The sequence below is a fragment of the Azonexus fungiphilus genome (assembly GCF_003634965.1).
In the GTDB taxonomy this organism is placed as follows: Bacteria; Pseudomonadota; Gammaproteobacteria; order Burkholderiales; family Rhodocyclaceae; genus Azonexus; species Azonexus fungiphilus.
Window position 1 is genome coordinate 38,101 of sequence record NZ_RBXP01000011.1, and the last position, 13,534, is coordinate 51,634.

The 13,534-nt window shown below is 64.4% G+C and carries 14 protein-coding genes; all 14 read left to right on the forward strand.

Annotated elements, in window-relative coordinates; all coding sequences use genetic code 11:
* The first annotated feature begins 16 nt into the window (after positions 1 to 16).
* The 14 genes from DFR40_RS02930 (at position 17) to DFR40_RS02995 (ending at position 13,508) form a co-directional block, all read left to right on the forward strand.
* Positions 17 to 559, forward strand: a complete 543-nt coding sequence (locus DFR40_RS02930; protein WP_121456998.1) for a TRAP transporter small permease — start codon at positions 17 to 19, stop codon at positions 557 to 559.
* A complete protein-coding gene (locus tag DFR40_RS02935) occupies positions 556 to 1,884 on the forward strand; it encodes a TRAP transporter large permease (protein WP_121456999.1) in 1,329 nt (442 codons plus the stop codon). The genes DFR40_RS02930 and DFR40_RS02935 overlap by 4 nt, the downstream gene beginning before the upstream one ends.
* A 15-nt stretch (positions 1,885 to 1,899) precedes the next feature.
* Complete coding sequence (locus DFR40_RS02940; RefSeq protein WP_121457000.1) at positions 1,900 to 2,550, forward strand: fumarylacetoacetate hydrolase family protein; 651 nt, start codon at positions 1,900 to 1,902, stop codon at positions 2,548 to 2,550.
* Entirely contained in the window at positions 2,547 to 3,308 is a 762-nt protein-coding gene (locus DFR40_RS02945; RefSeq protein WP_121457001.1) for a fumarylacetoacetate hydrolase family protein, read from the forward strand. Before DFR40_RS02940 ends, DFR40_RS02945 begins: the two co-directional genes overlap by 4 nt.
* A 16-nt stretch (positions 3,309 to 3,324) precedes the next feature.
* Positions 3,325 to 4,779, forward strand: coding sequence for a 5-carboxymethyl-2-hydroxymuconate semialdehyde dehydrogenase (hpaE, locus tag DFR40_RS02950; RefSeq protein ID WP_121457002.1), 1,455 nt, complete (start codon positions 3,325 to 3,327; stop codon positions 4,777 to 4,779).
* Between the two features lie 2 nt (positions 4,780 to 4,781).
* On the forward strand, positions 4,782 to 5,630 hold the full coding sequence (gene hpaD, locus DFR40_RS02955) for a 3,4-dihydroxyphenylacetate 2,3-dioxygenase (protein ID WP_121457003.1): 849 nt from the start codon (positions 4,782 to 4,784) through the stop codon (positions 5,628 to 5,630).
* A gap of 64 nt (positions 5,631 to 5,694) precedes the next feature.
* Entirely contained in the window at positions 5,695 to 6,543 is an 849-nt protein-coding gene (gene hpaD, locus DFR40_RS02960) for a 3,4-dihydroxyphenylacetate 2,3-dioxygenase (RefSeq protein WP_121457004.1), read from the forward strand.
* Between the two features lie 19 nt (positions 6,544 to 6,562).
* Positions 6,563 to 6,955, forward strand: a complete 393-nt coding sequence (locus DFR40_RS02965; RefSeq protein WP_121457005.1) for a 5-carboxymethyl-2-hydroxymuconate Delta-isomerase — start codon at positions 6,563 to 6,565, stop codon at positions 6,953 to 6,955.
* A 21-nt stretch (positions 6,956 to 6,976) separates the two neighbouring features.
* Positions 6,977 to 7,780: a 2-oxo-hept-4-ene-1,7-dioate hydratase gene (hpaH, locus tag DFR40_RS02970; protein WP_121457006.1), complete on the forward strand. Its 804-nt coding sequence runs from the start codon at positions 6,977 to 6,979 to the stop codon at positions 7,778 to 7,780.
* A gap of 22 nt (positions 7,781 to 7,802) precedes the next feature.
* Positions 7,803 to 8,594, forward strand: a complete 792-nt coding sequence (locus tag DFR40_RS02975; protein ID WP_245985607.1) for an aldolase/citrate lyase family protein — start codon at positions 7,803 to 7,805, stop codon at positions 8,592 to 8,594.
* A gap of 21 nt (positions 8,595 to 8,615) precedes the next feature.
* Entirely contained in the window at positions 8,616 to 10,070 is a 1,455-nt protein-coding gene (locus DFR40_RS02980) for an NAD-dependent succinate-semialdehyde dehydrogenase (RefSeq protein WP_121457007.1), read from the forward strand.
* A complete protein-coding gene (locus tag DFR40_RS02985) occupies positions 10,071 to 11,282 on the forward strand; it encodes a multidrug effflux MFS transporter (RefSeq protein WP_121457008.1) in 1,212 nt (403 codons plus the stop codon).
* Positions 11,283 to 11,306: 24 nt separating this feature from the next.
* Complete coding sequence (locus DFR40_RS02990) at positions 11,307 to 12,350, forward strand: AraC family transcriptional regulator (protein WP_121457009.1); 1,044 nt, start codon at positions 11,307 to 11,309, stop codon at positions 12,348 to 12,350.
* Positions 12,351 to 12,470: 120 nt separating this feature from the next.
* The gene (locus tag DFR40_RS02995; protein ID WP_121457010.1) at positions 12,471 to 13,508 is read left to right on the forward strand and encodes a TRAP transporter substrate-binding protein; all 1,038 of its coding nucleotides are present in this window, start codon (positions 12,471 to 12,473) and stop codon (positions 13,506 to 13,508) included.
* The last annotated feature ends 26 nt before the right edge of the window (positions 13,509 to 13,534 follow it).

Below are 13,534 nucleotides of genomic sequence, written 5' to 3' on the forward strand. Positions count from 1 at the left end.
GCAACAGGGGTTAGTCATGCAAGATCCGATGGGCATACCGCATGAACTGGTGGAGCACGACAAGGTCGAGCACTACCTGATCATGGCGGGCAAGGCGATGGCGATTTCCGGCGGCATGTTGTTCGTCGCCCTGATCGCCATGTCGCTGGTCTCGATCATCGGCCGCAAGCTCGGTTTCGGCTCGGTCAATGGCGATATCGAACTGATGCAGGCCGGCACGGCTGTCGCAGCGACGGCTTTCCTGCCGTACTGCACGCTGCTCGGCGAGCACATCAAGGTCGACTTCTTCACCGAGAACATGCGCGACTCCCTGAAACACCTGATCGACGGCGTCGCCGAGCTGGTGCTCGGTGGCGTCGCCGTTCTGCTGGTCTGGCGGACGACGCTGTCCGCCATCTCGATCTACGAGTCGGGGGAGGTGACGACCCTGGTCTCGCTGCCGCTGTGGATTCCGACTGCGCTGCTGATTCCCGGCATCGCGTTGATGGCTGTCTGCGCCTTTTATCGTGCCTATGCCTCGTTTCATCCGGGCAAGCGCGTTCCGGAGATGAAAGCATGAGTGGTACCACGATCGGCCTGATCGGCTTCGGCGCCTTGCTGGCGATGCTGGCGGTGCGTGTGCATATTGCAATTGCGATGTTCATCACGGGGGCCGGCATCTATCTGGTGATCAACCAGGGCGAAACCGCGTCCCTGTTGTACACCCTGAACAACCTGGTCTATGCCCGGGTTTCGAATTACGACCTGGCGGTGATTCCGCTGTTCATCCTGATGGGCCAGTTTGCCACCCATGGCGGCTTGTCGAAGGCGCTTTTCCGTGCCGCCAGCACCCTCATCGGGCACTGGCGCGGTGGCCTGGCGATGGCCTCGACGGCAGCCTGTGCGGCCTTCGGCGCGATCTGCGGTTCCTCGCTGGCGACCGCCGCGACGATGGGGCGGGTGGCCTTGCCCGAACTCAAGGAACACGGCTATTCCGGCAAGCTGTCGACGGCAACGCTGGCCGCCTCGGGAACCCTCGGCATCATGATTCCGCCGTCGGTGCCGCTGGTCATCTACGCCGTGCTGACCCAGGAGTCGATCGGCAAGCTGTTTGTCGCCGCCGTTGTCCCGGGCGTCATTGCCGCCCTCGGCTACATGCTGGTCATCGCCCTTGTCGTCCGGCGCGACCCGGCTGCCGGGCCGGCCGGGAAGCGCGCGCCGTTCGCCGAGATGCTCAAGGCGCAGGTCAACATCATTCCCGTCCTCCTCGTCTTCCTGGTGGTCATCGTCGGCATCTACGGCGGCTGGGCGAATCCGACCGAAGCGGCGTCGATCGGCGCCGCCGCCTGCGGATTGATCGCGGCGCTGACCGGCGGCATGCGTTTCAAGGACTTCCTGGAGAGCGTCTATGGCACGGCGCACGCCACCGGCATGATCTTCATGGTCCTGATCGGTGCCGACCTGCTCAATTCCAGCCTGGCCCTGTCGCAGATGCCGACCGAACTGGCGACCTGGGTGCAGCAGAGCGGCCTGCCGGCACTGCTGGTGCTGACCGCGATCATCGTCATCTACGTCGTGCTCGGCTGCGTGATGGATTCGCTGGCGATGATCCTGCTGACCATCCCGATTTTCTACCCGATGGTGATGGGCCTCGATTTCTTCGGCATGCCGGTTGAGGACAAGTCCATCTGGTTCGGCATTCTCGCGCTGATGGTCGTCGAAATCGGCCTGGTCACGCCGCCGATGGGCATGAACCTCTACGTGGTGAACAAGCAGGCGAGGGAAGTGCCGATGCGCGAGACCATCGCCGGCGTGCTGCCTTTCCTGGCCTCCGACTTCATCCGTATCGTCGCCCTCGTGTTTTTCCCTGTCATGTGTCTCGGCCTGGTCCACTGGATCGGCTGAGCGGAGTTCGCAACAATGATCAACGCTTTCCCCCGCGGCACGGTCTATGGCGTCATCCTCAACGACGCCGTCTCCGTGCATCGAATCGGCTCGCTCGAGGAGGCGCCCTACAAGGGCGCGCCGCAAGCTCCCGTGCTTTATCTCAAGCCGGCGAATACCCGCTGCGCCTGCGCTGCGACGACCACGGTCAACCTGCCGCCAGCGGCAAAAACGGTCGAGGTCGCCGCGACCGTCGGCCTGGTGATCGGTTGTGCCGCCGCCCGGCTGCAGGCCGACCAGGCACTGGCCCACGTTGCCGGCCTGGTGCTCGCCGCCGACCTCAGCCTGCCGCACGCCAGCTACTACCGGCCGGCGATCCGCGAGAAATGCTTCGACGGCTCGCTGCCGCTGTCCGAGGTCAAGCCGCTGGTCGACATCGCCGGCCTGATCCTGGTTACCGAGATCGACGGCGCCGTCGTTGACCGGCGTCCGCTCGACGACCTGATCCGGCCGCCGGCGCAGTTGCTGGCCGACGTCTCGGAATGGATGACCCTGAACGCCGGCGACGTGCTGCTCGTCGGCGTGCGCTACCAGGCGCCCCAGGCCGGGATCGGCAGTACCGTCCGCATCAGCGCCGAAGGCCTGGGCAGCCTGCATTTCACGATTGCCGAAGGAGTCGCCGCATGAAGCACGGTCGTATCAGTTACAACGGCGCCGTCCATCAGGTCACCGAAGACAGCGGCCGTGTCCGTCTTGCTGACGGTCGACTGCTCCAGGAGGGCGATTTCCAGTGGCTGCCGCCGGTCGAAGTCGGCACCGTCTTCGCGCTCGGCCTGAATTACGCCGACCACGCCAGGGAACTTGCCTTCAAGGCGCCGGAAGTGCCGCTCGTCTTTCTCAAGGGGCCGAACACCATCACCGGCCACAACGCCAAGACGCGCCGCCCGGCCGACGCCACCTACATGCACTACGAGTGCGAGCTGGCCGTGGTCATCGGCAAGACCGGCAAGAACGTCGCCAAGGCCGACGCCATGGACATCGTCGCCGGCTACACCGTGGCCAACGACTACGCCATCCGCGACTACCTCGAGAACTATTACCGGCCTAACCTGCGCGTCAAGAACCGCGATGCCTGCACGCCGCTCGGCCCGTGGCTGGTCGATGCCGCCGATCTGCCGAATCCGGGCGCGCTCAAGCTGAGCACCCGCGTCAACGGCAAGACGACGCAGGAAGGCACGACCGCCGACATGATCTTCGACATCCCGACCCTGATCGAATATCTGTCGTCCTTCATGACCCTGAATCCGGGCGACGTGATCCTGACCGGCACGCCGGAAGGCCTGGCCGACGTCAAGCCGGGCGATGTCATCGAAACCGAAGTCGAAAACATCTGCTGTCTGGTCAACACCATCGTCGACGACCAGACCTGGTTCGCCCCCGTTTAAAGAAAGCGAGAACCCCATGATCAAGCACATCATCAACGGCCAGAAGGTCGACAGCAAGGAGACCTTCGAAACGGTCAATCCGGCAACCGGCGAAGTGATCGACACCGTCGCCAGCGGCGGCGAAGCCGAGGTCAATGCCGCCGTTGCGGCAGCCAAGGCGGCCTTCCCGGGCTGGGCCGCGACGCCGGTCAAGGAACGCGCCCGCCTGGTGCGCAAGCTGGGCGAGCTGATCGCCGCCAATGTCGAGCCGATTGCCGACATGGAAACCGCCGATACCGGCCAGGTCACCTATCAGACCAAGAAGGTGCTGGTGCCGCGTGCCTCCGACAACTTCAACTACTTCGCCGAGCTGATCCAGCACATGCACGGCGAAACCTACGATTCCGACACCGGCCACCTCAACTACACGCTGTGGCAGCCGGTCGGCGTCTGCGCGCTGATCTCGCCGTGGAACGTGCCGTTCATGACCGCGACCTGGAAGACTGCGCCCTGCCTGGCCTTCGGCAACACCGCCGTGCTCAAGATGTCCGAGCTGTCGCCGCTGACCGCCAACCGCCTCGGCGAACTGGCGCTCGAAGCCGGCATCCCGCCGGGCGTCTTCAACGTCGTCCATGGTTTCGGCAACACCGCCGGCGAGCCGCTGGTCGCCCACCCGGACGTGCGTTCGATCTCCTTCACCGGCTCGACCGCGACCGGCAACCGCATCGTCAAGTCGGCCGGCCTGAAGAAGTTCTCGATGGAGCTGGGCGGCAAGTCGCCCTTCATCATCTTCGACGACGCCGACTACGAACGCGCCCTCGACGCCGCCATCTTCATGATCTTCTCGAATAATGGGGAACGGTGCACTGCCGGTTCGCGGATCATCGTCCAGGCCGGCATCTACGACAAGTTCGTCGCTGATTTCGCCGCCCGCGCCGCCAGGATCAAGGTCGGCGACCCGACCGACATGAGCACCATCATTGGTCCGATGATCTCCAGGGGGCATCAGGAAAAGGTCAATTACTACATCGAACTGGGCAAGCAGGAAGGCGCCGAAGTCGTCTTCGGCGGCGGTACGCCGGTGGTCGACGACAAGTTCAGGAACGGCTTCTGGGTCCAGCCGACGGTGTTCGCCGGCGTCGACAACAAGATGCGCATCGCCCAGGAAGAAATCTTCGGGCCGGTGCCTTGCATCATCCGCTTCAAGACCGAAGAAGAGGCGATCCAGATCGCCAACGACACCATCTACGGCCTCTCGTCCTACCTGTGGACCAACAACACCGGTCGCGCCATCCGTCTGGCCAAAGCCATCGAGTCCGGCATGACCTTCGTCAACAGCCAGAACGTCCGCGACCTGCGCCAGCCCTTCGGCGGTTCCAAAGCCTCCGGCACCGGCCGCGAAGGCAACCACTACAGCTACGAAGTGTTCTGCGAAGCCAAGAACATCGCCGTCTCCTACGGCAGCCATCACATTCCGCGTTGGGGAGTCTAATCATGGGCAAACTCGCACTCGCCGCCAAGATCACGCACGTGCCGTCAATGTACCTGTCGGAACTCGACGGGCCGCACAAGGGCTGCCGCCAGGCCGCCATCGACGGGCACAAGGAGATCGCCCGTCGCATGCGTGAACTGAACGTCGACACCATCGTCGTCTTCGACACGCACTGGCTGGTCAATTCCGGCTACCACATCAACTGTGCGCCGAGCTGGGAGGGCATCTACACCTCCAACGAGCTGCCGCACTTCATCAAGAACATGCCCTTTGCCTATGAAGGCAGCCCGGCGCTCGGCCATGCCATCGCCGCGACGGCGACCGCCGCCGGCGTGCATACCCGCGCCCACGACGCGACCAGCCTGGCGCTCGAGTACGGCACCCTGGTGCCGATGCGCTACATGAACGAGGACAAGAAGTTCAAGGTGGTGTCCATCTCGGCGCTGTGTACGGTGCATGACCTGGCCGATTCCATCGAACTGGGCCGCGCCGTGCGCAAGGCAATCGAGGAAAAATTCGACGGCACCGTCGCCGTGCTTGCCTCCGGCTCGCTGTCGCACCGCTTCGCCCAGAACGGCACCGCCGACCAGTTCCTGCACAAGGTCTGGGATCCATTCCTGGAAAGCGTCGACCACCACGTCGTCGAACTGTGGAAGAACGGCGACTGGAAGACCTTCTGCGGCATGTTGCCGGAGTACGCGGTCAAGTGCCACGGCGAAGGCATGATGCACGACACCGCGATGCTGCTCGGCGTGCTCGGCGCCGAGGACTACCAGGGCAAGGCCGAAGTGGTCACGCCGTATTTCGGTTCGTCCGGCACCGGCCAGATCAACGTCGTATTCCCCGTCTAAGAGCGAAAAGCCACGGTCACCCCCCGACAGAGCCTGAAATTCCAACATCAAGGGAGACAAACTCATGGGTGAAATCGTCATGGCCATCAAGTGCACGCACGTGCCGTCGATGCTGATTTCCGAACAGCCGGGGCCGGCCCACGGCTGCCGCCAGGCCGCCATCGATGCCGAGCGCGAGCTGGGACGTCGCGCGCTCGAGCTGGGGGTCGATACCTTCGTCGTGTTCGACACGCACTGGCTGGTGAACGCCGGCTATCACATCAACAACAACGCGGTGCACAAGGGCAACTACACCAGCCACGAGTTCCCGCACTTCATCCAGGACCTGCCTTACGAGTTCCCGGGCAACCCGGAACTGGGCGACCTGATCGCCGAGGAAGCCACGGCCATGGGCGTCAAGACGCGCGCGCACCGGGTGCCGTCGCTCGACCTCGAATACGGCACCATCCTGCCGATGCGCTACATGAACCCGGAAGGCAGGATCAAGGTCGTCTCGATCGCCGGCTGGAGCACCTTCGGCTCGCTGGAAGAGTCGCGCATCCTCGGCGAAGCGCTGGCCAAGGCCGTTGCCCGCAGCAACAGCAAGGTCGCCATCGTCGCTTCCGGCTCGATGTCGCACCAGATCTGGGAAAACCGCCTGGTCGAGGAGGGGTTCAACACGATCAGCCGCGAGTTCAACAAGCAGGTCGACCTGCGCGCCCTGCAACTCTGGGAAGAAGGCCAGTGGGCCACCTTCCTGCGCATGCTGCCCGAATACGCCGAGTACTGCACCGGCGAAGGCAAGATGCACGACACCGCCATGCTGTTCGGCGCGCTGGGCTGGGACAAGTACGAAGGCAAGGCCGAAATCGTCTGCCCGTATTTCGAAAGCTCGGGTACCGGCCAGGTCGTGGTCAGCCTGCCGGTTGCCTGAAACATACGAGGAGCAAGGAATGCCCCACCTGATCTTTGAAATCACCGCCAACCTGGATACGCCGGAAAGCGACGTGCCGAGCCTGTTGATGAAGGCCAACCAGGTGCTGATCGACCAGGGCGGGGTGTTCCCGACCGGCGGTATCCGCTCCCGCGCCATCTGGCTGCGCGACTACTGTGTCGCCGATGGCGTTGCCGACGACGCTTTCGTCCACGTCACGCTGAAGATCGGCGCCGGTCGCTCGGAAGACGCCAAGAAGAAGGCCGGCGACGCGCTGTTCGCGATGATCTGCGACCACTTCGCCGCCGTTTACGCCAGACGCACGCTGGCGCTGTCGATGGAAATCGTCGAGTTCAGCGAGTCCGGCACGTGGAAGCAGAACAACATCCACGCCCGCTACAAGAAAACCTAACCCCAGCAAGAGGTAACAACAATGCTCAGCCAGGACATCATCGAAGCCGCCGCCCGCCGTCTGCACGAGGCCGAAAAGACCCGCCGCCCGGTGCGCCAGATTTCGCTCGATCACCCGGAGATCACCATTCCCGATGCCTATGCGATCCAGAAGGCCTGGGTCGGGATGAAGCTGGCCGAGGGCCAGAAGGTCGTCGGCCACAAGATCGGCCTGACTTCGCGCGCCATGCAGATGTCGTCGCAGATCGACGAACCCGATTTCGGCACCTTGCTCGACGAGATGGTGTACAAGGATGCAGCCGAGATTCCGGTCGAGCGCTTCATCGACCCGATGGTCGAGGTCGAGCTTGCCTTCATCCTCAAGGATCGCCTGGAAGGCGACCAGGTCAGCATCTTCGACGTGCTGTCGGCGACCGACTACGTGACGCCGGCGATCGAGATCATCGATGCCCGCTGCCACCGCATCGATCCGGAAACGAAGCGGCCGCGCAAGGTCATGGACACCATCTCGGACAATGCCGCCAACGTCGGCATCATCCTCGGCGGGCGCCCGGTCAAGCCGCTCGATTTCGACCTGCGCTGGGTGTCGGCCTTGCTCTACCGCAACGGCATCATCGAGGAAACCGGCGTTGCCGCTGGCGTGCTCAACCACCCGGCCAACGGCATTTCCTGGCTGGCGAAGAAGTTCGCGCCGCACGGCGTGGCGCTCGAACCGGGGCAGATCATCCTGGCTGGCTCGTTCACCCGTCCGGTCAAGGTCGCCAAGGGCGACACCTTCCATGCCGATTATGGCCAGCTGGGCAACATCAGCTGCCGTTTTGTCTGATTTGGAGGCGTCGACCGTGAACATGCCCCGCAACACCTTCAAGCGCGCGCTCGCCGCCGGCGACACGCAGATCGGCCTGTTCCTCGGCCTGGCCAACGCCTACACCGCCGAGATCGTCGCCACCACCGGCTTCGACTGGCTGCTGATCGACGGCGAGCACGGTCCGAACGACCTGCGTTCGATCATCGACCAGCTGCAGGCGCTGGCGCCGTACCCGGTCAAGCCGGTCGTGCGCACCGTCGACCACGACGTCGCCCGCATCAAGCAGCTGCTCGACGGCGGCGCCCAGACGCTGATGGTGCCGATGGTCGAAACCGCCGCCCAGGCCGAGCAGCTGGTGCGTGCCATGCGCTATCCGCCGCACGGCATCCGCGGTGTCGGTACGGCGATGGCCCGCGCCGCGCGCTGGAACGGCGTCGAAGGTTACTTTGCGCACGCCGACGAGGAAATGTGCCTGATCGTGCAGATTGAATCGACCACCGGCCTGGCCGGCCTCGACGACATCCTCAAGGTCGAGGGCGTCGATGCGGTGTTCATCGGCCCGTCCGATCTCGCCGCCTCGATGGGCCATCTCGGCAATCCGGGCCATGCCGAGGTCAAGGCAGCGGTTAACGCCGCAATTGGCAGGATTTCCGCCGCCGGCAAGGCGGCCGGCGTGTTCTCGGCCGACCCGGCGGCCGCCGAAGCCTACCGCCAGATCGGCGCCAGCTTCCTGCTGGTCGGCGTCGATGCCTTGCTGCTGCGCAATTCCGCGGTCGCCCTGGCCGACAAATTCAAGCAGGCGGAATCCGGCAAGACCGGCGCCGCCTACTAAAAATCCATAGGAGAACAGCTCATGCTGGCATTGAACGACCCCTCCCTGCTGCGCCAGGCCTGCTACATCAATGGCGCCTGGGTTGGCGCCGATAGCGGCGAAACCGTGACCGTCACCAACCCGGCGACCGGCGAAACCCTCGCCAGCGTGCCGCGCTGCGGCGCCGCCGAGACCGAGCGCGCCATCGCGGCTGCCGACAAGGCGCTGAAGACCTGGCGCGAAACCACCGCCGCCGAGCGCGCGCGCATCCTGCGCCGCTGGTTCGACCTGCTGATGGCCAACCAGGACGACCTCGGCCGCCTGATGACGGCGGAGCAGGGCAAGCCGCTGGCCGAGGCCAAGGGCGAGATCGCCTACGCCGCCGCCTACGTCGAGTGGTTCGCCGAGGAAGCCAAGCGCGCCTACGGCGAGGTCATTCCGTCGCCGTTCAAGGATCGCCAGATCGTCGTCACCAAGGAGCCGGTCGGCGTCTGTGCCGCGATCACGCCGTGGAATTTCCCGTCGGCGATGATCACGCGCAAGGTCGCCCCGGCGCTGGCCGCCGGCTGCACCATCGTCCTCAAGCCGGCCGAGCAGACGCCGCTCTCCGCCCTGGCGCTGGCCGAACTGGCCGAGCGCGCCGGCGTGCCGGCCGGCGTGTTCAGCGTCGTCACCGGCAAGGCTTCCGCCATCGGCGGCGTGATGACGGCCAGCCCGATCGTGCGCAAGCTGACCTTCACCGGCTCGACGCCGATTGGCCAGCTGCTCATGCAGCAGTGCGCAGGCACGGTCAAGAAAATGTCGCTGGAGCTGGGCGGCAACGCACCTTTCATCGTTTTCGACGACGCCGATGTCGATGCCGCGGTCGCCGGTGCGCTCGCCTCCAAGTACCGCAACGCCGGCCAGACCTGCGTCTGTTCCAACCGCTTCCTGGTCCAGGACGGCATCTACGACCTGTTCGCCGAAAAGCTGGCGGCTGCGGTCGCCGCGCTCAAGGTCGGCAACGGCATGGAGGAGGGCGTCACGCAAGGCCCGCTGATCGACGATGCGGCGATCAACAAGGTCGAGGAACTGGTCGAGGACGCCATCGCCAAGGGCGCCCGCGTCGTCACCGGCGGCAAGCGCCACGCGCTCGGCCGCACCTGGTTCGAGCCGACCATCCTGGCCGATGTGACCGCCGGCATGGCGGTGGCCAAGGAGGAAATCTTCGGGCCGGTGGCGCCGCTGTTCCGCTTCAGGACCGAGGCCGAAGCGGTGCACATGGCCAACGACACCGAATTCGGTCTCGCCGCCTATTTCTTCTCCAAGGATCACGGCCGCGTCTGGCGCGTTTCCAGGCAGCTCGAATACGGCATGGTCGGCGTCAACACCGGCCTGATCTCGACCGAGGTCGCGCCCTTCGGCGGCGTCAAGCTCTCCGGCATCGGCCGTGAGGGTTCCAGCCACGGTCTCGACGAGTACATGGAAACCAAGTACCTGGCGCTCGGCGGGCTGTAATTGACCGGCAACCTCGCAACCCTGCCCCGGGAGGGCCGTCTCGTTCTCCTGCTCGGGGCGCTGGTGGCCTTCGGGCCACTGGCCATCGATCTTTACCTGCCGGCCTTGCCGGCGATCGCAGCGGGGTTGTCAGCGACGCCGGAAGCCGTGCAGTTGTCGATCACCGTCTTCCTTGCCGGTTTCGCCCTGGGCATGCTGTTCTACGGTCCGATTTCCGATCGTTACGGGCGGCGGAAGGTGATGCTCACCGGCATTTCCCTGTTCGTCCTGGCCAGCCTGGCCTGCATGCTGGCGACTTCGGCGGAACAGCTGATTGCCGCGCGCTTTATCCAGGCGCTGGGCGGCGGGGCCGCTTCGGTGCTGGCGCGGGCAGTCCTGCGCGACGTTTACGCCCCGGCCGAGGCGATCCGCAAGCTGTCCTTGATGGCGATGGTGACGGCCATCGCGCCCTTGCTGGCCCCCTTGCTGGGTAGCCAGTTGCTGGCCTGTTTCGGCTGGCGCGGTACCTTTGCGGCCATCCTGCTCTGGGGCTTGTCGAGTTTGCTGATTGTCTGGTTCCGGCTGCCGGAAACCCTGCCACCCGAGCGGCGCGGCGAACTGTCGCTGGGCCGCTCCTTCGCCATCTATGGCAGTCTGCTCCTCGATCCGGTGGCCATCGGCCTGTTGCTGGCCGGCGGCATGTCCTTCGCGGCGATGTTTGCCTACATCACCGGCAGTCCGTTCTACTTCATTGACTTGCACAAGTTCACGCCGCTGGCTTTCAGCCTGCTTTTTGCAGTCAATGCGCTGGGTATTTTCGCCGCCAACTATGTCAACAGTCGCCTGGTCAAGCGCCAGGGAGCGTCGGTGATGGCTGGTGTCGGTAGCGGTGTCGGCCTGCTCGGCGCGACGCTGCTCTGGGTGGCGAGCGGTGTCGCCGAGGCGGTGCCCGGGGTCGTCGTCGGCTTGTTCATCGTGGTCAGCATGACCGGACTGCTTGGCGCCAACTGTGTCGGCTTGCTGATGGCCCGCTATCCGAACAACGCCGGTGCGGCAGCGGCCATGTTCGTGGCCGGCCAGTTCGGGCTGGGGATGCTTTCCAGTGCAACCATCAGCCACCTGGGCGATCAGACGGGACAGACCATGGCGCTGGTTGTCCTGGCGACATCCGCGCTGTCTTTGGCTGGTTGGTTCCTGTTTCGCTGGTTCGAGATGCGGGGGCGAACTGGCTGAGCGGGTCTTCCTTTTGGAGTTGGTATGAACGCGATTTCAAGCCCTGAAGCGGATGCCCTGATGGCCATGGAAACGCGGCACCTGGGATGGCGTGCCGAAAACGCACTGCGCGGTGTCGACAATGCCCTGGCCTGCCGGGATGTCGATGAGGCCTCGCTGCGGCTGTCCAGCGTCTATAACACCAACCGCCTGCGTCTGGCCGGTCATGCCAAGGACTTTCGCATGCGCATGCGGCGCTCGCAGCTCGGTCGGCTGGGACTGGCGACACTGTCGTTTGGTGCCGAGGTCGATATCGACCAGGCCGGTGACCGCCCCTTCGTTCTGGTGACGACCCAGATCAGCGGCTTTTCCCGGGTCACGACGCCCGACGGCTCGGCGGCAGGTGGGCGCGGCTTTGTTGTCATCGATTCGGCCGGGCAGCCGGTGAGCAAGCGTTTCAGCGGTGATAGCGAGCGCTGCAACGTGCGTATCGATCAGGCGGTGCTCGACGCCAAATGTGCCGCCTTGCTGGATCGTCCGCTTGACCGCCCATTGCGCTTTTCGCCGTTCGGCGCCAATGGCGGCCCGGCCCGGCAACGCTGGATCGGCATGCTGCAAATGTTGCTGGGCTATGTTGGTGGCGCCCAGCAAGCCCTGCTCGAGCCGATCGTCCACAATCTGGAAGAATCGGTTCTCCTCCATCTCCTGCTTGAGCACGAACATACCTACAGCGATGCCTTGCGTAATCCCTGCCGCGCATTGGCGCCGCGTCATGTCAGGCGGGCGGAGGACTACATTCGCAGCCACGCCCGGCAAGCCCTGACCCTGGAGTCGATTGCTGCCGCCGTCGGTTGCAGCGTGCGTTCGCTGAGCGAGGGATTTCGTCAGGCGCGCGGCATGACGCCGATGAACTTCCTGCGTCAGGTGCGTCTTGACGGGGTACGGGCGGATCTCGCGAATGCGCTCCCGGGCAAGGGGGTCTCCGAGTTGGCGCTGGATTGGGGCTTCAATCACCTGGGGCGCTTTGCCACCGAGTATCGGCGCTGTTTTGGCGAATCGCCGTCGGATACCCGGCGGCGTTGCCGCTGAAACAAATTTCCGGAAACGGATAGTCGTTGCCGGATACGGATAGTAGCGGGGGAGGGGGCTCCCTAAGATTTGCCCGTGGGCTTTCGGCCCATCGTGCAAACAATACAACAGGAGACCCCGATGAAAACGCTGAAGATCCGCGGCCAGGTTCTGGCCGCTCTGGCATTGCTGACCACGCAATCGGCCATGGCACAGGAGGTGACTTTCAAGATTGCCCACTTCCTGCCTGGCGTTGCCGCCACCCAGAAAGCCGTGCTGCAACCCTGGTGCGATGAAATGGGGCAGCTGTCGAATGGCCGGATCAAGTGCCAGTTCTACCCCTCCATGCAACTTGGCGGTACTCCCGCCCAGCTTGCCGATCAGGTCAAGAATGGTGTCGCCGACATCGTCTGGACAGCGCCTGGCTACAGCGCCGGCCGTTTCCCCAGGACCGAAGCGCTTGAATTGCCTGGCGTGTTGCCGTTGGGCGGCTTGAGCGGCGGCCGTGCCGCCTGGGAATTTTACGGACAGCACCTGCAGACCGAATACAAGGACTACAAGGTGCTGGCCATGCACGGTGACGGTGGGATGAATATTCATACCGCCAAAAAACCGCTGAATTCAGCGGCTGATTTCAAGGGTATCAAGCTGCGTTCGCCGAACCGCACCATTGCCCGCAGCCTGACGGCGCTTGGGGCAACGCCCGTCGCCATGCCGCCGGCCCAGGTCACCGAAGCGATTGCCAAGGGGGTCGTCGACGGTGCCTCGGCGGTCTGGGAGGTCCTGCTGCCGACCAAGCTCGACGAGGTGACGAAATATCACTTCGAGACCCCGGCGGAGCGTCCGGTGATGGGCGCAACCATCCTGGTGGTGTTGATGAACAAGCAGAAATACGAGTCCCTGCCAGCCGACCTCAAGGCCATTGTCGACAAGACCTCCGGCCTGCCGCTGGTCGAGCGCTACGGCAAGGTCTGGGATGAAGCCGCGGTTGCCGCACGCAACAAGGTCAAGGCGGCGGGGCATGTGGTGACGGTGGTTTCCGGCAGCAACTACGATGCCATCCTGAAACAGCTCGAAGTGGTCGAGAAGGAATGGCTGGCCGATGCCAAAAGCAAAAACATCGATGGTGAAGCGCTACTTGCGGCTGCCCGTGAAGCTGCCCGCAAGCAGTCACGTTGATCTCCGGGTATCCGGATTTACAGGAA